The organism is Nocardia barduliensis (genome assembly GCF_013315795.1).
Lineage (GTDB): Bacteria > Actinomycetota > Actinomycetes > Mycobacteriales > Mycobacteriaceae > Nocardia > Nocardia barduliensis.
Map to the genome: position 1 here is coordinate 54,496 of NZ_JABLTE010000011.1, position 24,085 is coordinate 78,580.

At 70.3% G+C, this 24,085-nt stretch carries 11 protein-coding genes; 9 read left to right on the forward strand and 2 right to left on the reverse strand.

What is annotated here, in order from left to right:
• Nucleotides 1-84 precede the first annotated feature (84 nt).
• The 5 genes from HOV91_RS07640 (at nucleotide 85) to HOV91_RS07660 (ending at nucleotide 17,031) form a co-directional block, all read left to right on the forward strand.
• Nucleotides 85-13,383 (forward strand): non-ribosomal peptide synthetase, encoded by a 13,299-nt coding sequence (locus HOV91_RS07640; RefSeq protein WP_174184745.1) that lies wholly within the window; start codon nucleotides 85-87, stop codon nucleotides 13,381-13,383.
• Nucleotides 13,380-14,366: an ATP-binding cassette domain-containing protein gene (locus tag HOV91_RS07645; protein ID WP_174184746.1), complete on the forward strand. Its 987-nt coding sequence runs from the start codon at nucleotides 13,380-13,382 to the stop codon at nucleotides 14,364-14,366. The genes HOV91_RS07640 and HOV91_RS07645 overlap by 4 nt, the downstream gene beginning before the upstream one ends.
• Nucleotides 14,363-15,181 carry an ABC transporter permease gene (locus HOV91_RS07650; RefSeq protein ID WP_174184747.1) on the forward strand — a complete coding sequence of 273 codons (819 nt, stop codon included), beginning with the start codon at nucleotides 14,363-14,365 and terminating at the stop codon, nucleotides 15,179-15,181. The genes HOV91_RS07645 and HOV91_RS07650 overlap by 4 nt, the downstream gene beginning before the upstream one ends.
• Nucleotides 15,181-15,999: an ABC transporter permease gene (locus HOV91_RS07655; protein ID WP_174184791.1), complete on the forward strand. Its 819-nt coding sequence runs from the start codon at nucleotides 15,181-15,183 to the stop codon at nucleotides 15,997-15,999. Before HOV91_RS07650 ends, HOV91_RS07655 begins: the two co-directional genes overlap by 1 nt.
• A 159-nt stretch (nucleotides 16,000-16,158) precedes the next feature.
• Entirely contained in the window at nucleotides 16,159-17,031 is an 873-nt protein-coding gene (locus HOV91_RS07660; RefSeq protein ID WP_174184792.1) for a dioxygenase family protein, read from the forward strand.
• Nucleotides 17,032-17,084: 53 nt separating this feature from the next.
• Here the strand turns inward: HOV91_RS07660 and HOV91_RS07665 are convergent, their stop codons facing one another.
• Nucleotides 17,085-17,477 (reverse strand): DUF7144 family membrane protein, encoded by a 393-nt coding sequence (locus HOV91_RS07665; RefSeq protein WP_174184748.1) that lies wholly within the window; start codon nucleotides 17,475-17,477, stop codon nucleotides 17,085-17,087.
• A 506-nt stretch (nucleotides 17,478-17,983) separates the two neighbouring features.
• Between HOV91_RS07665 and nrdF the strand changes: the two genes are divergently transcribed.
• Complete coding sequence (nrdF, locus tag HOV91_RS07670; protein WP_174184749.1) at nucleotides 17,984-18,946, forward strand: class 1b ribonucleoside-diphosphate reductase subunit beta; 963 nt, start codon at nucleotides 17,984-17,986, stop codon at nucleotides 18,944-18,946.
• A gap of 117 nt (nucleotides 18,947-19,063) precedes the next feature.
• Here nrdF and mgtE read toward each other — a convergent pair whose 3' ends face one another.
• A complete protein-coding gene (gene mgtE, locus HOV91_RS07675; RefSeq protein ID WP_174184750.1) occupies nucleotides 19,064-20,428 on the reverse strand; it encodes a magnesium transporter in 1,365 nt (454 codons plus the stop codon).
• A gap of 696 nt (nucleotides 20,429-21,124) precedes the next feature.
• Between mgtE and HOV91_RS07680 the strand changes: the two genes are divergently transcribed.
• The 3 genes from HOV91_RS07680 to HOV91_RS07690 are packed head-to-tail and all read left to right on the forward strand — an operon-like array spanning nucleotide 21,125 to nucleotide 23,944.
• Entirely contained in the window at nucleotides 21,125-22,207 is a 1,083-nt protein-coding gene (locus tag HOV91_RS07680; protein ID WP_174184751.1) for an ABC transporter substrate-binding protein, read from the forward strand.
• Nucleotides 22,204-23,061 (forward strand): ABC transporter ATP-binding protein, encoded by an 858-nt coding sequence (locus HOV91_RS07685; protein WP_174184752.1) that lies wholly within the window; start codon nucleotides 22,204-22,206, stop codon nucleotides 23,059-23,061. Before HOV91_RS07680 ends, HOV91_RS07685 begins: the two co-directional genes overlap by 4 nt.
• The gene (locus tag HOV91_RS07690; RefSeq protein ID WP_174184753.1) at nucleotides 23,054-23,944 is read left to right on the forward strand and encodes an ABC transporter permease; all 891 of its coding nucleotides are present in this window, start codon (nucleotides 23,054-23,056) and stop codon (nucleotides 23,942-23,944) included. Before HOV91_RS07685 ends, HOV91_RS07690 begins: the two co-directional genes overlap by 8 nt.
• Nucleotides 23,945-24,085: the final 141 nt, after the last annotated feature.

Sequence of the window (24,085 nt, forward strand, 5' to 3'; positions counted from 1 at the left end):
GCGGCAGGTACTACCGCTACCGCGGTGGCTACGGGCGGTCCTCGCCGGGTAGCCCAGACCCGCGGTCAGAACGTAGGACACGTCATGCAACAGCCTTCCCTCTCGGCGAAAGATACGGACACAGGTCTTCCCGACGGGGCCTTCGCCCTGTCGGCGGCACAGCGCGGCATCTGGTTCGCCCAGCACGTCGCCGGTGACACTCCGATCTCCATCGCCCAGTACGTCGAACTGAACGGACCGATCGACCTGGACCTGCTCGCGCGTTCGGCGCGGCAGTCCGGGCGCGAATTCGGCACCGGCTACCTCCGCCTGATCGAAGTGGAGGGTCATCCGTTCCAATTCGTCGACCCCACCCTCGACGACAGCCTGGAAACGCTCGACTTCCGCGCCGAACCCGACCCGGAGGCGGCCGCGCACGCCTGGATGCGCGCGGAGTACGAGGCCCCGCTCGATCTGACCCGCGACCGGCTGGTGCGCATCGCCATGCTGCGCGTCGGCGCCGACCGCTGGTTCTGGTACTCGCGCATCCACCACATCGTGCTCGACGGTATGGGCGCGCTGACCATGGTGCAGCGCACGGGTGAGCTCTACAACGCCGCCGTCGAGGGGCGCGAGGCTCCACCGGCGAAGGCGGAGGACCTGCGCAAGATCGTCGAGGCGGATCTGGCCTACCGCAGCTCGGAGCGTTTCGCCGCGGACCGCGAGCACTGGCTCGCCCACCTCGACGGTATGGCCGATCCGGTGAACCTGGCCGGTCGCACCGCGGGTGTGAACGGGCACCCGAGCCGAGTCGCGGGCGCGCTGCCCGCGGACACCGCGGAACTGCTCGACGCCGTCGCCGGTCAGGTGTCCTCCGGTGTCGCGCCGACCGTGGTCGCCGCCTTCGGCGCGTACCTGTCCGCGATGACCGGCGCACCTGAGGTCGTGCTGAGCCTCCCTGTGTCCGCGCGCACCACCGCCACGCTGCGGCGTTCCGGCGGCATGATCGCCAACGTGGTCCCGCTGCGACTGCGGCTGACGCCGGCCACGACGGTCGGGGACGTGATCCGCGCCGCCCAGGGCGAGCTGACGGGGGCGCTGCGCCGCCAGCGCTACCGGCAGGAGGACATCTTCCGCGACCTCGGCTGGCCGATGGACGAAGCGGTGTCGTTCGGCCCCTCGGTGAACCTCATGATGGTCGACACCAGGATTCAGCTCGGCCGGGTGACCGGGCGGCTGCACGTGCTGACCTCGGGTCTGATCGACGACCTGTTCGTCAACCTGTACCCGGGCGTGGGCGGCGAGAGCACGCACATCGACTTCCAGGCCAACGGCAATCTCTACACCGACGCCGAGTTGACCGCGCAGCACCGCCGGTTCCTGTCGTTCCTGCACCGCTTCCTCGCCGCCGGGCCGGACGCGCCGCTGGCGAGCGTCGCCGTGCTGTCGGACGCCGAGCGCGCGGACTTCGCTCCCGGGCGCGGCCCCGCGGGCGTCGCGGCGCGGACGCTGCCCGCCATCCTCGCCGAGGGGGCGGCCCGCGATCCGCTGGCGACCGCGCTCGTGGCGGACGAGACCGCGCTGACCTACCGTCAGGTGGACGACTACACCAACCGGCTGGCCCGGGTGCTGATCGGCGCGGGCGCCGGACCCGAGCGCACCGTGGCGATCTCGATTCCACGATCCGCGCAGTCGGTCCTGGCGACGATCGCGGTGGTGAAGACGGGCGCGGCTTTCGTGCCGATCGATCCGACCTATCCCGCCGATCGCATCGAGCACATGGTCGGCGACAGCGGCGTCGTCGCGGGGATCACGCTGACCTCCGCGCGAAAGTCGTTGCCGGACCGGGTGTCCTGGCTGATCCTCGACGACGAGACAACCGAGCGGGCGGTGGCCGATCAGGACCCGGCGCCGCTGACCGACGCCGAGCGAACCGCGGCGATGCACCCGGACCAGGTCGCGTACATCATCTACACCTCCGGCTCGACCGGTCTGCCCAAAGGCGTGCTGGTCTCCCACCGCGGACTGGCGAACCTGGTGGCGAGTTCCGGCGCCGGTTTCGGCATCGACTCCGAATCCGTTGTCGCTCACGCAGTTTCGCCCAGTTTCGACATCTCCGTCGAGGAGATCGTTGTCACGCTCGCGGCGGGCGCGACGCTGGCCGTCGTCCCGCCCTCGGCGTACGCGGGCGAGGAGCTGGCCCACGTGCTGCGCGCGCACCGCGTCACGCACCTCAACGTGACCCCCGCCGTCGTGGGATCGCTGGACCCGGCGACGCTGCCCGCGCTGCGCACGGTGATCGTCGGCGGTGACGCCTGCCCGCCGGAGCTGGTCGCGAAATGGGCCGGCCGGACCCTGCTGAACGGCTACGGCCCCACCGAGACCACCATCACCGTCACTCTCAGCGCCCCGCTGACCCCGGACGGCCCGATCACCATCGGCGGACTGGCCCGCGACGTGTCGGCCGTGGTCCTCGACCCGTGGCTGCGGCCGTTGCCGCCGGGTACCACCGGTGAGCTGTATCTCGCCGGTCCCGGCGTGTCCCGCGGTTATCACCGGCGTAACGGGCTCACCGCGGACCGGTTCGTCGCCAACCCGTACGCGACCGGCGAACGCATGTACCGCACCGGGGACCTGGTGCGCTGGGTCGAGCACGACGGACGCGTCGAACTGGAGTACCAGGGCCGCAGCGACTTCCAGGTGAAGGTGCGCGGCTTCCGCATCGAGCTCGGCGAGATCGACGCCGCCTTGCAGCGGCATCCCGACGTGGACTTCGCGCTCACCCTCGGCGTCGAAACCGGTTCGGGCGCCACCGCGCTTGTGTCGTACGTGCTGCCGAAGCCGGGAGCGGAGATCCATCCGGAGGCGCTGAAAGCGGCTGCCGGGGAATCGCTTCCGGCTTATATGGTGCCCGCGGTGGTCATGGTGCTCGACAGCCTTCCGCTCACTCCGCTGGGCAAGGTGGACCGCAAAGCGCTGCCCGCTCCGGAATTCGGCGCACGCACCACCACGAGCCGACCGCCGTCCACGCCGCGCGAGGAGACGCTCGCCGCGCTGTTCGCGCAGGTGCTCGGCGTGGAATCGGTGGGCGTCGACGAGAGCTTCTTCGCGCTCGGCGGCGACAGTATCGTCTCGATCCAGCTGGTGTCCCGGGCGAAGGCGGCCGGGCTCGGGTTCAGCGCGCGCGACGTCTTCGAGCGCAAGACCGTCGCGGCGCTGGCCGCGGTGGCCACCGACGTGCCGGTCGCGGTGGTGCACGAACTGCCCGGCGGCGGAGTCGGCGAAGTGGAGCTCACGCCGATCGTGCACGCGATGCTCGAGCCGGGTGACACCTGGCGGCGGTTCGCCCAAGCCGTGCTCATCGAGCTGCCTTCCGGCATCGAGCGCGCGAGTCTGGTCGCCGCGCTGCAGGCGCTGCTGGACCGGCACGACGTGCTGCGCTCGACGCTGCGCCGCGCAGGCGACGGCTGGAGCTGGGTGGTCGCCGAACCCGGCGCGGTGGACGCGGGCGGCTTGCTCGAGGTCGTGACGGAGGACGGGGATCTCGACGCGATCTGCGAGCGCGCCTTGCAGCGTGCCGCCGACCTGCTCGAGCCGGAGACGGGCGCGATCGCGCGCTTCGTGTGGATCGAGCGCGCCGAGTCCGCGCCGCTGCTGTGGCTGGTGCTGCACCATCTGGTCACCGACGGCGTTTCCTGGCGCATCCTGCTGCCGGATCTGGCCACCGCCGCGCTGGGCGCACCGCTCGCGCCGGTGGGCACCTCGTTCCGGCGCTGGGCCTACGGACAGCGTGCGCACGCGGCCACCCGAACCGCGGAATTGCCGCTGTGGCAGCGCATCCTGGCCACGCCCGATCCGGCGCTCGGTGCGGCGCCGATGGATCCCGCCCTCGACGTAGTGTCCACCATGGCGCACCGGACCACCGTCGTTGCGCCCGATATCGCGCGGACCGTGCTCACCGTCGCGCCGGATCGTTTCCACTGCGGCGCCGACGACGTGCTGCTGGCCGGGCTCGCGCTGGCGGTGGCCCGGTGGCGCGGGCGCACCGCGACGCTGTTCACCCTGGAGGGCCACGGCCGCTCGGAGACCGTCCTGCCCGGTGCCGACGTGGCCCGGACGGTGGGCTGGTTCACCAGCGTCTATCCCGCCGCGGTCGACCTGACCGGCATCGATCTGGCGGACGCGTTCGCGGGCGGCGCCGCGGCGGGCGCCGCGATCAAGGCGACCAAAGAGCAGTTGCGCGCCCTGCCGGACAAAGGCATCGGCTTCGGGATGCTGCGCTACCTGGTGCCGGACACCGCCGCGGCGCTGGCGGACGGGCCGACGCCGCAGATCAGCTTCAACTACCTCGGTCGCGCGTCCACCGGCGGCGAGGACCAGGCGTGGCTGCCGCGCCGGTTCGCCGCGACCCAGGACGACCGCGCGCCGCTGGCCGCCGCGGTCGACATCAACGCCGTGCTCACCGACGCGGGCCTCGAGGTGACCTGGGCCTACGCCGGACGGCTTTTCGAGGAGGCGGATGTCGCCGAACTCGCCGCGCTGTGGGAGCGGGCGCTCGGCGCGCTGGCCGAACACGCCGGAAGCCCGAGCGCGGGTGGACGCACACCGTCGGACTTCGACCTGCTCACCGTCACCCAGGCGCAGATCGACACCTGGGAGCGCGACTATCCGAACCTGGCCGACGTGTGGCCGCTCTCGCCGCTGCAATACGGCCTGCTCTTCCACGCGCTCTACGACTCCGACACCGCCGACGGTTACACGGTGCAGTCCCTGCTCACCTTGGCCGGCACCGTCGACGCGGCCCGGTTGCGCCGCGCCGCGCAGGCGTTGGTGGCCCGTCACGAGAACCTGCGCGTCGCCTTCGTCGAGACCGAGGACGGTCCGCGCCAGCTCGTCCTGGCCGACGCCGAGATCGACTGGCGCGAAGCGGATCTCACCGGCATCGCCGACGCGGACGAGCGGGCCGCAGAACTCGATCGGCTGATCGCGCTGGACGCGCGCACCCGGTTCGAACTCACCCGTCCTCCGCTGCTGCGCTGCGCGCTCATCCGGATCGACTCCGATACCTATCGTTTCGTGCTCACCAATCACCACTTGGTGCTCGACGGCTGGTCGACGCCGCTGCTCGTGCGCGAACTGCTCACCCTCTACGTCACCGACGGTGACCTCGCGGCCCTGCCGCCCGCGCACTCCTATCGCGAGTTCCTGTCCTGGCTGGCGACCAGGGACGACGCGCGATCCCTCGCGGCGTGGACCGAATCGCTGGCCGGCGTCGACACGCCGACGCGCGCCGTGCCCACCCTCGCGGGGATCGAATCGACCGAGACCGGGATGATCTCCGCCGACCTCTCCCGTGCCACCGTTGCCCAGCTGGAGACCGCGGGCCGGGAAGCGGGCGCCACGGCGAACACTCTGGTGCAGGCCGCCTGGGCGATGCTGCTGACGATGCTCACCGGCCGCACCGACGTGATCTTCGGCGGCACCGTCTCCGGACGGCCGCCGGAACTGGCCGGGGTCGAGGAGATGGTCGGCCTGTTCATCAACACGCTGCCGGTGCGGGTGCGGCTCGATCCGGCGGAGAAGGTGTCCGACCTGCTCGCGCGCCTGCAATCCGAGCAGGCGCGGCTGATGGACCACCAGCACGTCGGACTGGCCGCCATCCACCAGGCCGTCGGCCTGGCCGAATTGTTCGACACACTGACCGTGTTCGAGTCCTACCCCATCGATCGCGAGGCGCTGTCGCAGGCGCTGGACATCGCGGGCATGCGGGTGCTCGACGTGGAAGGCACCGACGCGACGCCGTATCCGCTGAATCTCATGGTGATCCCGCTGCGCGGCGACGACGGTGGCGACACCCTGCGGGTCACGCTGAAGTACCTGGCCGACCAGCTTCCGGCCCAGGCGGCGCGGCCCCTGCTGGATCGCTTCGTCCGGTTGCTCGGCCAGCTCGCGGACAACCCGCACGCGCTGGTCTCCCAGTTGCAGTACTGCGACGACGCCGAGCGCGCCGCGCTGGTCCCGGTGCGCGGTCCGGCGTCGGTGCCGCAGGCCACACTGCCCGAACTGCTCACCGCTGGCGCGCGCATCGATCCCGAGGCGATCGCGATCACCGCCGGTGAGCTCACCATGTCCTACGGCGAACTCGACGCCTGGTCCAACCGCTACGCCCGGGTGCTGCTGCGCCGCGGAGTCGGGCGCGAAGTGTTCGTCGTGCTGGCGCTCACCCGCTCGCTGGAATCGGTGATCGCCGTGTGGGCGCTGGCCAAGACCGGCGCGGCGTTCGCTCCGCTGGACCCGAACTACCCGGTGGAGCGCATCGAGCACATGCTCAGCGACTCCAAGGCGCCGATCGGCGTGACGGTCACCGCGACCGGCGAGACGCTGCCCGGCACCATCGACTGGCTGCTGCTCGACGATCTCAACACCATCCGGCGGGTGATGACCGTCTCCGAAGCGCCGATCACCGACGAGGAGCGCGGCGGCCCGATCGACCTCGACCAGACGGCGTACCTGATCTACACCTCCGGTTCCACCGGCAAGCCCAAGGCCGTGCTGCTCAGCCACCGCGGCATCGCGAATCTCGTGGACGCGCAACGGGAGACGCTCGGATTGGACCACACCGCCAGCGCGTTGCAGGTGGCGTCGCCGAGCTTCGACGCCTCGGTGTTCGAGCTGCTCATCGCGCACGGCGCGGGGGGCAGACTGGTGGTGTCGCCGCCGGACGTCTACGGCGGGACGGAACTGGAAAACCTGCTGCGCACCCAGCGCGTCACGCACGCGGTGATCACGCCGTCGGCGCTGGCGACCATGGAACCCGGCGGCCTGGAACACCTGCGCGTGCTGGCGGTCGCGGGCGAGGCGGCGACGCCGGAGCTGATCGAGCGGTGGTCGCCGGGCAGGCGCATGGTGAACCTGTACGGCCCGACCGAATTCAGCATCTGGGCGACCGGACCAGGCGAACTCGTCGCGGACGAGCCGATCACGATCGGCGGTCCCATCCGCGGGGCGGCGACCATGGTGCTGGACGCGTGGCTGCGTCCGGTGCCGGTGGGGGTGCCCGGCGAGCTGTACCTGGCCGGTCCCGCGCTGGCCCGCGGCTACTTCAACCGCTTCGAGATGACCGCGAGCAGGTTCGTCGCCGACCCCTTCGGCGAACCGGGCGAGCGGATGTACCGCACCGGCGACATGGTGCGCTGGGTCGACAACGACGGCGGCTACGAGCTGGAGTATCTGGGCCGCAGCGACTTCCAGGTCAAGATCCGCGGTCTGCGCATCGAGCTGGGCGAGATCGACGCGGTGCTCTCCCGCGACGACGAGGTGGAGTACGCGGTGACCATCGGGCGCACCGGCCCGGCCGGCACCACCGTGCTGGTCTCCTACGTGCTGCCCGCCGAGGGCGTTCGCCTGGACGTCGATCGGCTGCGCGCCCAGGTGGCCGCCGAATTGCCCGGCTACATGGTGCCGGGCTACCTCGTCGTGCTCGACTCCATCCCGCTCACCCCGGTCGGCAAACTCGACCGCAAAGCCCTTCCGGTACCGGATTTCTCGGAGAGTCACCGGCCCTACCTCGCACCGAGCACGCCGGTCGAGGAGACGGTGGCCGCGGTGTTCGGCGAGGTGCTCGACCGCGAGCGCGTCGGCGTCGACCAGTCGTTCTTCGAACTCGGCGGCAACTCGCTGAGCGCGACCAAGGTGGTGGCGCGGGTGAATGCGGCGCTCGGATCGCGGATCGCGCTGCGCGACCTGTTCGACGCGCCGACGGTCGCCCAGCTGTCGGCCCGGGTGATCCCCGCCACCGGCGCGGCGGCGGGCCGGTTCGTCCTCGCGCCGCGGCTGCGGCCGGATCGCGTTCCGCTGTCCCCCGCGCAGCAGCGCATGTGGGTGCTCAACCGGATGGATCCGGCCTCGCCCGCCTACAACATCGCGGTGGCGCTGCGGCTCACCGGTGATCTGGACGTCGAAGCGCTGCGCGGCGCCCTCGCCGACGTGGTAGAGCGGCACGAGAGCCTGCGCACGCTCTACCCGGCGGACGCGGAGGGCCCGCGCCAAGTGGTGGTCGGCGTCGACGTCGCCGTGCCCGCCATGCCGGTGGCCGACACCGAGGACGGCCCCGCGCTGCGCGAGCGGATCGGCGAGCTGGCGGGCGCCGGATTCGATCTCGCCACCCAACCGCCGCTGCGGGTGGGGCTGTTCCGGCTGCACGGCGGCCCGGAGCCGTCGGTGGGTGCCGGGCCGGTGTCGTCCGGTCCTTCCACCGGTGCCGCGCCGGTCTCCTCCGGCCCCGCGGCCGGGAACGCACCGGTGGCGTCGAGCTATGCCGCGACACCTGGCGCGATCGTGACCGCCACGCCCCCGGTGCACGTCGTCGTGCTGGTGGTGCACCACATCAGCGCGGACGGCGCGTCGATGGCTCCGCTGGCCGCCGACTTGGTCGCCGCCTACTCCGAGCGGGCCTGCGGCGGGCACGCCGCCCGCGTCCCGCTGCCGGTGCAGTACGCCGACTTCGCGCTCTGGCATCGCGAGGTGCTCGGCGACGAGGCGGACCAGCAATCGCTGGCGGCGCGCCAGATCGGGTTCTGGCGCGAGACCCTGGCGGGCGCGCCCGACGTGCTGGAACTGCCCGCCGACCGGCCGCGCCCGGCAGTGCAGACCATGCACAGCGCCGACCTCGGCTTCACCGTCGACGCCCGGACGCACCGGGCGCTGGTGGACTTCGCGGCCGCGCACGGCGTCAGCCCGTTCATGGTCGTGCACGCCGCACTCGCGGCCCTGCTCGCCCGCCTGGCCGGCACCGACGACGTGCTGATCGGCACGCCGGTCGCCGGTCGCGGCGAGGAGGCGCTCGACCAGCTCGTCGGCATGTTCGTCAACACCCTGGCACTGCGCACCCCGGTCGATCCCGGCCGAGGCTTCGCGGCGTTCCTGGACACCGTCCGGTCCGCCGACCTGGACGCCTTCGCCAACGCGGACGTGCCGTTCGAGCGGTTGGTCCAAGTGCTGGATCCGGCTCGCTCGACCGCGCACCACCCGCTGTTCCAGGTCTCGCTGTCGCTGCAGAACTTCGTCGAACCGGTGCTGGAGTTGCCCGGCCTGCGATTCGAGGTGGAGGACTTCGATCGCGACGCCTCCCAGTTCGACCTGACCCTGGATCTGCGCGAGCGTTTCGGCGACAGCGGTCCGGCGGGCATCGACGCCGTGCTGACCTACGCCACCGACCTGTTCGACGAGGCGACGATGGCCGTGTTCGCCACCCGGTGGCGGCGGGTGCTCGCCGCGGTGCTGGCTCGGCCCGACGTGCGCATCGCCGACATCGACATCCTCGACGACGCCGAACGCGCCACCCTGGTGCCGGTGCGCGGTCCCGCGGCCGCCGCGACCACGACCCTGCCGCAGCTGCTGGCCGAGACGGTGCGGCGGTACCCGGATCGCCCCGCCCTCGTGGCCGGCGGGCACGCCACCACCTACGCCGAGATCGACGCGCACGCCACTCGCCTGGCCCGGATCCTGCTCGAGTCCGGCGGCGGTCCGGAAAGCGTTGTGGCACTCGGCCTGCCGCGCTCGCCGGAATTGCTCACCGGGATGTGGGCCGCCGCGAAGGTGGGCGCGGCGTTCCTGCCGGTCGATCCGAAGCATCCGGTCGACCGCATCGACCACATGCTCACCGACTCCGGCGCGACACTCGGCCTGACCCTCGCCGCGTTCCGGCCGATGCTGCCCGACAGCACGAACTGGCTGGTGCTCGACGACCTCGCCCTGGTCGAACGCTGGAGCGCCGCGAGTGGCCGTCCGCTGAGCGAGCGCGATCTGCCCGGCCCCATCCGGCCGGACAACGCGGCGTGGATGATCTACACCTCCGGCTCGACGGGCACGCCGAAGGGCGTCGCGGTCTCGCATCGCGGCATCGCCGATCTGGTCGCTGCGCAACAGGATTCGCTCGGATTGGACGAGCGTTCCCGGGTGTTGCAGGTGGCGTCGCCGAGTTTCGACGCGTCGGTGTTCGAGGCGATCATGGCGTTCGGTTCCGGCGGCGCGTCGGTGGTCGCCCCGCCGGACGTGTTCGGCGGCAGCGCGCTCGCCGAACTGATCGACGCCGAGCAGGTCACCCACATGGTGATCACCCCCTCCGCGCTGGCCACCCTCGATCCCGCCGAGGTGACCAGCATCCGGGTGCTCGCGGTGGCCGGTGAGGCGGTCGGCGCCGAGCTGGTGGAGCGCTGGGCCACCGGCCGCGCCATGGTCAACCTGTACGGTCCGACCGAGTCCACCATCTGGGCAACGGGTTCCGCGCCGCTGGCCGTGGGCGCCCCGGTGTCCATCGGCACGCCGGTGCAGGGCGCGCGAGTGCTGGTCCTCGACGATCGGCTGCGCCCGGTTCCGTTCGGCGTAGCGGGCGAGCTGTATCTCGCCGGACCGGCGCTGGCGCGCGGGTACCACGCGCGGCCCGGCCTCACCGCGGCTCGTTTCATGGCCGACCCGTTCGGCGCGGCGGGCGAACGGATGTATCGCACCGGCGATCTGGTGCGCTGGATCCGCGGCGACGCGGGACCGGAGCTGGAATATCTGGGCCGCACCGACTTCCAGGTCAAGGTGCGCGGCCAGCGCATCGAGCTCGGCGAGATCGACGCGGTCCTCGGCCGCGCCGACGGCGTGGACTTCGCGGTGACGCTCGGCGTGCCCGGCCCCACCGGGGCGACCGCGCTGGCGGCCTACCTCGTCCGCACGCCCGGGTCCGAACTCGACGTGGCGAAGGTGCGGGCGTTCGCCGCCGACATCCTGCCCGGTTACATGGTGCCCTCGGCTTTCGTCGTGCTGGACGAGATCCCGCGCAACGCGGTCGGCAAGCTGGACCGCAGGGCGCTGCCCGCCCCGGAGTTCACCGCCGACCGCACCGAGTACCGTGCGCCGGGCACGCCGACCGAACAGCAGCTGGCCGCGATCTTCGGCGAACTGCTCGGCGTGGCGCGAGTGGGCGCCGACGATTCGTTCTTCGCGCTCGGCGGCGACAGCATCCTGGCGATCCAGCTGGTCTCGCGGGCCAAGCAGCAGGGCATCACCTGCACGCCCTTGCAGGTGTTCGAGCACCGCACGGTCGCGGCGCTGGCCGCGGCCGTGGACGCGGCCGGCGCCGCGGTGACGCTGGAGGAGTTGCCCGGCGGCGGTGTGGGCGAGCTGCCGCTCCCGCCGATCGTGCACTACATGCTGGAACGCGGCGGGAACTACGACCGCTTCGCCCAGACCGCGGTCCTGGAGCTGCCGGTCGGGATCGAGCGGTCCCAGATCGTCGCGGTGCTGGCCGCCGCGGTGGACCGGCACGACATGCTGCGCGCAAGGCTGATCACCGACGGCGACGCGCCGCGCCTGCTGGTCGGCCCGCCCGGCTCGGTCGACGTGGACGCGCTGGTGCGCCGTATCGAGTTCGCCGCCATCGACCCGATCGAACTGCACGAGTTCGCCATGACCGAGCTGGACGCCGCGGCCGATCGGCTCGATCCGGCCGACGGCGTCATGCTGCAGTTCATCTGGCTGGACCCGGTGGGCGACGCGGGCGCGCGCACCGGTTCCGGTCGGCTGATCGTGCTGGCGCATCACCTGGTGATCGACGGTGTGTCCTGGCGCATCCTGGTGCCGGATCTGGTGGCCGCGTGGGCCCAGATATCGGCAGGCAGCACCCCGGTACTCGCGGAGACCGGCACGTCGATGCGGCGGTGGGCCCACGCGCTGGCCGACGAAGCGCATTCCGAACACCGGGTCGCCGAACTGGCGTACTGGCGCGACGTGCTGGCCGGACCCGACCCGGTGATCGGCGGCCGCGAGCTGGATCCGGCCGTCGACCGAACCGGCGGTTTGCGGATGGTCGAGCGCGCGGCGTCCGCCGAGGTCACCTCGGCGTTGCTCACCACCCTGCCCGGCTTGTTCCAGGGCAGCGTCAACGACGCCCTGCTGGCCACCTTGGCGCTGGCGCTGGTGCGCTGGCGCGCCTGCGATCCGTCGACGCTGGTGCGTCTGGAAGGGCACGGCCGCCAGGAGGAAGTGGTGCCCGGCGCCGACCTGTCGCGCACCATCGGCTGGTTCACCAGCATCTACCCGGTACGTCTCGACCTGTCCGGAATCGACATCGATGAGGCGCTCGCCGGCGGGCCCGCGATGGGCACCGCGATCCGCGCCGTCAAGCATCAACTGCTCGCGGTGCCGGACAAGGGCATCGGCTTCGGCCTGCTGCGCTACCTCAACGCCGAGACCGCGCGGCAGCTCCCGCGACGCCTGCCGGGGCGAGTCGGCTTCAACTATCTCGGCAGATACTCCACCGGCGATATTCCGGCCGGACTCGAAGGGCTGGGCTGGCTGCCGACCGACGAGCTGGGCGACGTGCACGTCGCCGAAGATCCCGGCGTACCGCTGCAATCGGCGATCGATGTGAACGCCGTGGTGATCGGAGACCGGTTGCGGGCGAGCTTCGGCTTCCCGTCCACCCTGCTCGACCGGGACGAGGTCGACGAGCTGGCCGACCTCTGGCTGGCCGCGCTGGGCGCGGCGGCGCGCTTCGCCGCGTCCCCGGCGGCGCGATCCGCCGCCGAAGAGGAAGCCGCGGCGACGGCACCGGCCGTTCCCGCGGCCGGTGGGCTCGGGTTGGACGTGGTGCTGCCGATCCGGCTCGGCGGTGCGGAACCCGCGCTGTTCTGCATCCATCCGTCGTCCGGAATGGCCTGGACCTACCTCGGTTTCGCGGACGCACTCGCACCCGGCCGCCCGATCTACGGTCTGCAAGCGCCCGACCTCGGCGGACACGAGCCGCCCGCGCGCTCGATCGAGGACTTCGCCGAGCGCTACGTGCGCGAGATCCGGGCACTGCAACCGCACGGGCCCTACCACCTGCTCGGCTGGTCGTTCGGCGGCCTGATCGCCCACGCGGCGGCGGCGCGGCTGAAGGCCGAAGGCGCCGAGGTCGGCGTGGTCGCGCTGCTGGACGCCGACACCGCCGACATCGACGGCGACAGCATCGAGCGGCTCACCGCCGGGTCGTTCGTCAACAGCTTCGGCGCGGTGTTCGGCATCCACGACGTCCCCGCCGACGCGACCGCACAGCAGGCGGCGGACCTGATCCGCGAACGGCTCGGCGGCGTCTCGCTGATCGACGCCGCCACGCTGGAGCGGATGGCCGGGTCCTACAACGCCGCCGCCCGCACCAGAACCGGCTACCGCAGACCCGTGTACGACGGCGACATCGTGTACTTCAGCGCGACCGTCGACACCTCCGACATCTTCGGTCCCGACGGCTGGCGGCCGTACGTGACCGGCGAGATCATCAACCACGACATCGAAGTCACCCACGACGAATTGACGGCGCCAGCGGTGCTGCCGATCATCGCGCGCGTGCTCGATGCACATCTGGGAGGCCGAGGATGAATCCCGACCAAGGAGTCGTCGTCGAGGGGATCGAGAAATCCTTCGGCGCCGTCAAGGCACTACGCGGAGTCGATTTCACGGCCGAGCCGGGCGAGGTGCTCGGCATCCTCGGACCGAACGGCGCGGGCAAGACCACCATGGTGAACGTCCTGTCCACGCTGATCCGGCCGGACCGCGGCCGCGCCACGGTCGCCGGGTACGACGTGGTGGCCGATCCGGCGGCGGTGCGCCGCAGCATCATGCTCACCGGGCAGTACGCCGCGCTGGACGACATGCTCAGCGGCTACGAGAACCTCGTGATGTTCGGCAGGCTGATGGGCCTGCGCAAGCGGGCCGCCCGCGCCCGCGCGGACGAACTGCTCGCCGAGTTCGATCTCGAGCGCGCGGCGAGCCGCCGGGTCGGCACCTACTCCGGCGGCATGCGCAGGCGCATCGACATCGCCTGCGGTCTGGTCGTGCGCCCCGACGTGGTGTTCCTCGACGAGCCGACCACCGGGCTGGACCCGCGCAGCAGGCAGGGCGTGTGGGATCTGGTCTCCGGTTTCAAGAAGGCGGGCATCACCACCCTGCTCACCACCCAGTATCTGGAGGAGGCCGACGCGCTCAGCGACCGGATCATCGTCATCGATCACGGCGTGGTCATCGCCCAGGGCACCGCCGACGAGCTGAAGTCACGGACCGGCGGCAGCTACTGCGAGGTGGTGCCGCTGGATCTGAAGGATCTGCCCGCCATCGCCGCGGCCCTCGGTTCGCTGCTGCCGCCGGGCAACCGGGCAGCGCTGACGCCCGACTCCGATCGGATCGCCGTGCCCGCTCCGGACGGCGCGAAAACGCTCGCCGAAGCGTTGCGCCGACTGGACAGCGCGGGCGTCGAGCTGGTGGACATCGCGCTGCGCCGTCCCTCACTCGACGACGTCTTCCTCCAGCTCACCGGTCATCTGGCCACCGCGGAGGACACCGTGCGGCCGGAGGTGGTGTCGTGACGACGGCGACCTGGCTGTCCCAGACCCGGGCGGCCCCGCTGCGACCGCAACAGTGGTGGGTGCTCACCTCCCGGCTGATCGTGCCGTCGGTGCAGACCGGCGAAGTGCTCACCTCGGTGCTGGCGCCCGCGGCGTTCACCGCCAGCTTCTACATCCCGCTCAAGACCATCATGACCGTGATCGGCACCGGATTCAGCAGCTACGCGCAGTTCATGATGCCGCTGGTGATCCTGCAGGCCGCCGCGTTCACGGCCGTCTCGGCGGCCTTCCGCGCCGCCACCGATTCGGTCGCCGGGCTCAACCGGCGCTTCGGCGCCATGCCGATCGGCCCGTTGGTCCCGGTCGCGGCGCGGCTGTCCGGCAGTGTCTTCCGGTTGGCGATCGGGGTGATCACCGCGTTGATCTGCGGTCACGTCATCGGGTTCCGCTTTCACCTCGATGCCGCGCACACGCTCGGTTTCGTGCTGTTCTCGCTGCTCATCGGCCTCGCGCTGATCTGGGGCGGCGACGTGATCGGCACCGTGTCGCGCAACCCGGAGGCGACCGCCCAGGCGCTGGTGCTGCCGCCGTTGATCTTCGGGATGCTGTCCACCGGGATCGCGCCCGCCGATCAGTTCCCGGAGTGGGTGCAGCCGTTCGTGCGCAATCAGCCGGTCTCGCAGTGGGCCGTCGCCCTGCGCGCGTTCGCCGGTGACAGCGGACCGAACGCGGGCCAGGTGAGCTGGACGCTGCTGGGTCCGCCGCTGGCGTGGGCGCTCGGCATCCTGATCGTCTGCGTTCCGCTGTCGATCCGGCTCAGTTCGAGGAGGGCATGATGGTACTGCTGGCGGATCGCCCGGACCGGCAGCGCACCGGTTCGGAGATGTCGCTGTCGGCCCTGGTGATGCACACGCTGATCCAGACCCAGCGGTTGCTGCTGCGCTGGGCGCGCAATCCGGTCACGCTGCTGGAGACGCTGATCGTCCCGTGCCTGCTGCTGGTCATGCTCAATACCGTGATCGGCGGGCAGATCCGGAAGTTCACCGGCGAGAGCGCGCTGTACGGCTCGGTGCCCATGGTGGCCTTGGTCGGTGCGCTGTCCGGCGCGGTGGCCGGAGGCGTCCTGCTCGGCCGCGAACGCGACGCGGGGCTGCTCGCCCGCTTCTGGGTGCTGCCGGTGCACCGCGCCTCCGGCCTGGCCTCGCGGGTGCTCGCGGAGGGCTGCCGCATCTTCGTGTGCACCCTCGCGGTGGTCTCGGTGGGCGTCGTGCTCGGGTTCCGCTTCCACGAGGGTGTCGCGGCGTCGATCGTCTTCCTGTTCATCCCGGTGCTCTTCGGCCTCGCCTTCGCCACCATCGTCACCTCGGTCGCCGTCTTCACCGCGAAATCGACGCTGGTGGAGGGGATCACCATCCTCACCTCGCTGATGATGTTCTTCAGCACCGGATTCGTCCCGCTGATCGCCTTCCCCAAGTGGATCCAACCGGTGGTGCGAAACCAGCCCATGTCGGTGGCGGTCGACACCATGCGCGCGCTCGCTTCCGGCGGCCCGCTCGCCCGCTCGCTCACCCTCACCGTCGTGTGGTCGCTCGGCGCGATCGTCCTCTTCGCGGTGCCAGCGACCATCGGCTACCGCCGGGCCAGCAGGCGCTGAACGCCGACCGCCCGTCCACAGCCGACTCCCAGCCCGGCCCCAGCCTGCACCGAGCGCCCGTTCCTAACGTCGCGGGGGAACGACCTCCTCGACGAAAGGCAGCTAGTGGGCGCACGAAGCGGTGAGACGCACGAGCACGATCTCGGCCTCGCACACGACATGAAGGTGATGGTGTCCCGGCGCCGCGCCCTGTTCTTCCTCGGCGCGACCGCGGGGGCGGCGGCGGTGGCGGGTTGCGCGCCGGGATCGAGCGGGACGGCGTCCACCACGACCGGGACCGCGGCCGCGACCACCACGCAATCCGGCGCGACCGCGGCCGCCCCGCAGGAAACCGCGGGACCGTATCCGGGCGACGGGTCGAACGGGCCCAACGTCCTGGTCGAGTCCGGTGTGGTGCGCAGCGACATCACCACCTCGTTCGGCTCGTACTCCGGTGTCGCGCAGGGCGTCCCGATGACGCTCGACCTGACGCTGCGCGACCTGGCCGAAGGCGGCGCCGCCGGGGCGGGCATGGCGGTGTACGTGTGGCACTGCGACCGGGACGGCAATTACTCGCTCTACAGCGAGGGCGTCACCGAGCAGAACTATCTGCGCGGCGTGCAGGTGGCCGGCGCCGACGGCAAAGTGAACTTCACGTCGATCTTCCCGGCCTGCTACTCGGGCCGCTGGCCGCACATCCACTTCGAGGTCTACGACTCGCTGGAAACCGCCGTCGCGGGCCAGAACGCGCGACTGACCTCGCAGATCGCGCTCCCCCATGAATCCTGCGAGGCGGTGTTCGCCCACGACTCCGGTTACGCGCGCAGCGTCACCAACCTGAGCCAGGTCACGCTCGCCTCCGACAACGTCTTCGGCGACGGCTGGGACGCCGAACTGGCCACCGTGACGGGCGCGCCGTCGTCGGGCCTGCGGGTCTCGCTCACAGTGGGCGTCGCCGAGAAATCCAAGAACACTCAGTCGGGTAACGCCCCCGGTGCGCAGCCGGGTGGGCGACCGCCCGGCGGCGCACCCGGCGGTCGGCCGCCACGGTAGGCAACGGCTGGTTCGCGGCGTCCCTTACCCGCCGTGGGGCTGGTCCCGCGGCGTTATCCGGCGGCGAGTTGCCTGGCCAGCGCCCAGATGACCAGAACGTCGACGCCGATCAGCACCAGCGCCCAGAACGGGTAGATCGACACGAACAGGAAGTTGTCCAGAATGCTGATCGCCGCCAGGACGAGACCGGCGAGAAAGGCCAAGGGCTTTCCGGTCACGATGCCGAGGCCCGCGATCACCACCAGCACCCCGATCGACAGGTGGATCCAGCCCCATGCGGCGACGCCGACCAGGAACACCTGGTCCTCGGTCACCACGAAGACCTCGCGGCCGCCGATCGCCGCGACGGCCGTCAGCAGGTGCAGCACACCGGCGACGAGGATGAGCACGCCTGCGAAGATCGTCATGTCGCCGAGTACCGGACGGGTGGTGATCGGACTGGTCATAACCCTCACTCCTTCCAAACGCGTGGGACACCCTCGGCCCAACGTAGCCGCTCGGCAGGGCCGATCGGCGCAGGTGAGCGGGCGGGTCAGACCGGGACCGCGACCAGAACTCCCACTGGGCGCCCGGTGACTTGCGGCACTGTCCGCCGCGCGGCGCCGCCGCGAATCGGTGAATCGGCGCGTCCGGCAACGCTTTCGCGGCCAGGGAAATACACGCACCCGGACCTGTGTGCCGGGTTGCCGACCCCGCGCCCTCACCATGCGCCAACCATATGGCAAACTTTCAGCGATCAATTCGGGTCACCGGCACCGGTGTGGTGACCCACCGGGGCGTGCCGCACAATAGGGGGCCGCGCGCGGCGCGTCGCCGCCTTCTCACACCCGGCGGACGTGCGCCGCGGCGACACAAGGTGTTGTGCTACGCGGACATGTCACCCACAAGGAGTAGTGTTCCGGGGGTAGACATTCCGTGACGGCAGCGTGCTCGGGAAAGGCGTGGAGGCAGGATGAAACTGATCGATCGGGTGTCGGCCATCAACTGGAATCGGGTGCCCGACGAAAAGGACGCCGAGGTCTGGGACCGGCTGACCGGCAACTTCTGGCTGCCGGAGAAGGTGCCGGTCTCCAACGACATCCCGTCGTGGAACACCCTCACCGCCGACGAGAAGCAGCTGACCATGCGGGTCTTCACCGGCCTGACCCTGCTGGACACCATCCAGGGCACGGTCGGCGCGGTGAGCCTGATCCCCGACGCGCTGACCCCGCACGAAGAGGCGGTGCTGACCAACATCGCGTTCATGGAGTCGGTGCACGCCAAGAGCTACAGCTCGATCTTCTCCACACTGTGCTCCACCCGCGAGATCGATGAGGCGTTCCGCTGGTCGGAGGAGAACCGCAACCTGCAGCGCAAGGCCGAGATCGTGCTGTCGTACTACAACGGCGACGATCCGCTCAAGCGCAAGGTCGCCTCGACGCTGCTGGAGAGCTTCCTGTTCTACTCCGGCTTCTACCTGCCGATGCACTGGTCGTCGCGGGCCAAGCTCACCAACACCGCCGACATGATCCGGCTGATCATCCGGGACGAAGCGGTCCACGGCTACTACATCGGCTACAAGTACCAGAAGGGCCTCGAGCTGGTCACCCAGGCCGAGCGCGAGGAATTGAAGAACTACACCTTCGAGCTGCTGTTCGAGCTCTACGACAACGAGGTGGAGTACACCCAGGACCTCTACGACGAGGTGGGCCTCACCGAGGACGTCAAGAAGTTCCTCCGCTACAACGCCAACAAGGCGCTGATGAACCTCGGCTACGAGGGCCTGTTCCCCAAGGACGAAACCGAGGTGAACCCGGCCATCCTCTCGGCGCTGTCCCCCAACGCCGACGAGAACCACGACTTCTTCTCCGGTTCGGGCTCGAGCTACGTCATCGGCAAGGCCGTGAACACCGAGGACGAAGACTGGGAGTTCTGAGCGAACCCGCGTCGAGCCCGGTGCCCGCGATGCGATCGCGGGCACCGGGCTCGCGTCGTTTCTCCGGCGACCGCCCGGTGCGCTCTCGCGGCGTCACTCGGGCCGCAGCGCTGACTCTCAGATTCCGAGCACCAACTTGGCCGTCGTGAAGTAGATGATCAGGCCGGTGGCGTCGACCAGGGTGGTGACCATCGGGGCGGAGACGACCGCTGGATCGATACGCAGTTTCTTGGCCAGCAGCGGCATGGTGCCGCCGATGGTGGCCGCCCAGCCGCAGATCAGGATCAGGGTGATGCCGACGACCAAGGCGATGCGCGGTCCGACGAACAGGGCGCCGATCGCCAGGCCCACCGAGGCCAGCAGCGAGCCCAGCACCAGGCCCACCCGGCATTCCCGCCAGATCACCTTCAGCAGATCCGACGCGCGGACCTCGCCGACCGCCACCGCACGCACACAGGCGGTGGCGGCCTGCGCGCCCGCGTTGCCGCCCGCGCCGATCAGCAGCGGGATGAACAGCGCCAGGTGCGCGGCCTGCTGCAAGGTGCCCTCGAAGAAATCGGTCACGCTCACCGTGAGCGTCGCGGCGAACAGCAACAGCAGCAGCCACAGCGCGCGGTAGCGGGCCAGCTGGAACACCCCGGCGGCCATGTAGTGGCCCTCCCACGGCGCGGAACCCGCCTGCCGCGCGACGTCCTCGCTGTCGGCGGCCTCGATCACCTCGACTGCGTCATCGATGGTGAGCAGCCCGACCAACCGGTCCTCGCTGTCGACCACCGGCAGGTTGATGTCGTTGGTCTCGCGCATCAACCGGGCGGCCTTCTCCGCCGAATCGGTGGCGCGCGCGAAGGCGGGTTCGGTGACGACCAGTTCCGACACCATCGTCTCGGGCTTGCTGAGCACCAACTCCCGCAGTTCGACGATCCCGGTCAGCCGCCTGCCCGCGTCGACGACGGGCAGGGTGTACACCGTCTCGGCGTTGCCGCCCTTGGTGCGCACCATACCGAGCGCTTCGGCCACCGTGAGGTCGCGCGGCAGCGCCACCACCTCCGGCGTCATGTACTGGCCCGCCGAACCCTCCGGGTAGCCGAGCAGGCTCGCGGTCATCCGCCGCTCGCGCGGACTCAGCCCGGCCAGTGCCTTCTTGGCGACCTTGGCGGGCGCCTCGCGCAGCATGCGGGCGCGGTCGTCGGGCGCCATGCCCTCGACCAGGTCGCGGAAGCTCTGATCGCGCAGCCCCTGCAGGATCTGCTGCTGGTCCACCGGCTCGAGTTCCTCGAACACGGCAAGCGCCAGATCCTTGTCGAGCAGGCGGAACGCCATACCGGCGCGCACCGCGTCCATGCGGGCGAGCTGGTCGGCGATGACGTGCGGCGGATGGTTGCCGAGCCAGTCCAGCGCGGCGTCCACGCGACGGGTATCGACGATGTCCTGCAGGGATTCGGACAGCGTCGGACGTACTTCGATGATGTCGGTCTGCGACATGGGGGGACCTCAGCACATGCGTGAGTGAACGGAGAACGCGGAATTCACACCGCGGGCGCCGGCCCCTGCCGTCGCGACTCGATCAGGAATGCGAAGGGGCGGCGCCGCGCGGCCTTCGACTGGGAGGTTCGCTGCGCATCGCTACCCCACCTCCCTCTCGTCGTCGCCGCGGATCTCGGAATCCGCACCATTCGGCTCAACATCGCACGGACGCGAAAACGTCCTCGTGCAGCTTACCTCGCTTCGGAGACAATGATCACCTTACGACCTGCCGTTGTGACCGAAGCCGCTTTACGCCCAGCACAACCCCTCGTGCACCGAGCCCGCGACGGCACGGCCGAAAACCCTGCCGTGCCGGAATCACAGGGTTACACGCAGTCGGCGTCGAACTGTTGCTCCCATGGCTGGGAACCGGAACAGTGTTTGTCAAGCAGGCGTACAGACCTTCCCGGCCCCCGCCACACCTCAGCAACAGCTCATGGAAGTCCCGAATGTCGACAGCAACCGCATTGATCCGCCGCCGCGCGGTCGACTTCATGCGCGTTCCGCACGGAATCTGTTGCCGCTGAAGCAGCGCGGCCCAGGTCTGTGACCGAATCCCGCGCGGTCAGCCACCTCCGCATCGCTCCGCTGTGGTGTCGCCGGATGCCGGGCATCGAATCGCACGGCGTCCTCTCGTCTTCGAAAGAACGAACAATGCCTATCCCCCTACCCACCCGGCGCGTCGTCCGCGCGCTCTCCACCGCTGTCGCCGTGCTCACCGGCCTGTCAGTGCTCACCGGATGCGGCGAGTCCGCGCCCGCCAAGACCGCCGACGGCAAGACCGTGCTGCGCTACCAGGGCAGCACCGGCCAGGTGACCCCCTTCGAGCTGGCCGACGACCTCGGCTTCTTCACGAAGATCAGCCTGCACTGGGAGGGCGACACCACCAGTGGCCCCGCCAATATCCAGGCCGCGGCGACCAACCAGGTCGATTTCGGCAGCGCGTTCAACGGCGCTGTGGTGAAGCTGATCGCGGGCGGGGCGAAGGTCACCTCGGTGCTGAGTTCCTATGGCGCGGACGAGCAGTCGTTCACCGGCTACTACGTGCGTGACGACTCCCCCATCACCTCGGCCCGCGATCTGATCGGCAAGAAGGTCGCCGTCAACACCCTCGGCGCGCACCACGAATTCATCACCAGGGAGTGGCTGCACCAGCAGGGTCTCACCGCCGACGAGGTCGAGCAGGTGCAGTTGGTCGTCGTGCCGCCGGCCAACACCGAGGACGCGTTGCGCAAGGGGCAGGTCGACGTCGGCGCCTTGGGCAGCGTCTTCCGTGACACCGCCCTCCAGCGCGGCGGTCTGCACCCGCTGTACACCGACAAAGCCATTTTCGGCACGTTCGACTACGGCACCTACGTCTTCCGCAACGATTTCATCGCCGGGAACTCCGAAGCCGTGGCGGACTTCGTGCAGGGCACCGCCCGCGCGATCCGCTGGTTGCAGGTGACGCCGCGTGATCAGGTGCGCGAGCGGTTCGTCCAGATCATCGGCAAGCGCGGCCGCAACGAGAACACCAGCTTGGTGCCGTACTGGCTCAGCTCCGGCATCCCGGTGCCTGGCGCGGTGGTGGCCGAGAAGGAACTGCAGATCTGGATCGACTGGCTGGTGCGCAACGGCGAACTGCCGAACGGCAAGTTGCAGGCCAGGGATCTGTACACCAACAAGTTCAACCCGTACGCCAACGGCAAGTATCAGCCGGAGGCGGGACCGACCGGAGAGGTGGTGGCCGCGAAATGACCACGGCGACAAAACTATCGCTTACCGGAGTGCACAAGCAGTTCGCGGTGCGCGGCTCCCGGGAGCGGTTCACCGCGCTCGAGGACATCTCGCTGGAGCTGCGCGAGGGCGAGTTCCTGGTCCTGGTCGGGCCCAGCGGCTCGGGCAAGTCGACGCTGCTGGACCTGCTCGGCGGACTGAGTAAGCCGACATCCGGTGAGATCCTGCTGGACGGCAGGCCGATCACCGGGCCGGGCCTGGACCGCGGCATCGTCTTCCAGCAGTACGCGCTGCTGCCCTGGCGCACGGCCCGGGCGAATATCGAATTCGGTTTGGAAGCCAAGGGTTTGCGCCGCAAGGCGCGGCGCGAGCTCGCCGAGCACTATCTGGAACTGGTCGGCCTCTCCGGTTTCGGTGATCGCTACCCGCACGAGCTGTCCGGCGGCATGAAGCAACGGGTCGCGATCGCGCGCAGCCTCGCGTTCGATCCCGAGGTGCTGCTGATGGACGAGCCGTTCGCCGCGCTCGACGCGCAGACCAGGGAGTCGTTGCAGGACGAACTGCTGCGCATCTGGCGGGCCACCGGCAAGACCGTCCTGTTCATCACCCACGGCATCGACGAGGCGGTCTATCTCGGCCAGCGGGTCGCCGTGCTGACCTCGCGGCCCGGCCGGATCAAGGCCATCGTCGACGTCGAGATCGATCGGGACACCGACGACGACATCCGCTCGTCCGAACGCTTCCGGGACTACCGCCACGAGATCTGGACGCTGCTGCACAGCGAAGTCCAGCGGGCGGCGAGCCTGGAACTCGAGTCCCTGTCCGAGCACCCGGCCGATGCCGAATCCACCATCGAGAGGACGGCCCATGTCTAGCGCCATCCAGCTGAGCGAGCGGCCGGTGCACGCGCACACGGCCGCGCCCACCCGACCGATCCCGGTGCGACCGGCCGAGGCGGAACCCACCACCGTGGGGCAGGCGCTGCGGGCGGTGCGCCGGTTGGCCTGGCGGGTGTTCAAACCGACGGTCGTGATCGCGCTGTTCTTGCTGCTGTGGCAGGTCGCTCCGACTCTCGGGCTGGTGGACGAGGTGTTCCTGCCGCCGTTCTCCGTGGTCGCCCAGGCGTTCGCCGACCTGGTGGCCAGCGGTGAGATGTGGACCCACCTCTCCGCAAGCCTGAATCGGTCGCTGGCGGGGTATTCGCTCGCGTTGCTCGCCGGTATTCCGGTGGGCATCGCGATCGCCTGGTACAAGCCGGTGGCGGACTTCCTCAACCCGATCCTCGAGCTGTTCCGCAACACCGCGGCGCTGGCGTTGCTCCCGGTCTTCCTGCTGATCCTGGGCATCGGCGAGACCTCGAAGGTCGCCATCGTGCTCTACGCGAGCTTCTTCCCGATCCTGCTGAACACCATCACCGGTGTGCGCACCGTCGATCCGCTGCTCGTCAAATCCGCCGCTTCGCTGGGGTTCTCACCGCTGCGCCTGTTCCAGAAGGTGATTCTGCCCGCGGCGCTGCCGTCCGTCTTCACCGGACTGCGGATGGCGGCCGCCAGTTCGATCCTCGTGCTGCTGGCCGCCGAGATGTTCGGGGCCAGGGCGGGGCTGGGCTACCTGATCACCGCCGCGCAGCAGAACTTCGCGATCCCGAACATGTACGCGGGAATCCTCGCCATCTCGCTGCTCGGCCTCGGCTTCAACGGCCTGCTGGTCACCCTCGAACGCCGCCTGTCGCGGTGGCGGGCACCGGCGAACGGCTGACCATGACCGCCCCTGTCCAGGCTCGCCGCGCGCGGAACGCGGTCGTCGTCCGCGCGCTGACCAGGCGACGCGTCGTCGACTTCATGCGGACGTGCGGCAGCGCTTGTCGCCCGACCGAACACCCGCATCTCCGGCTGGAGC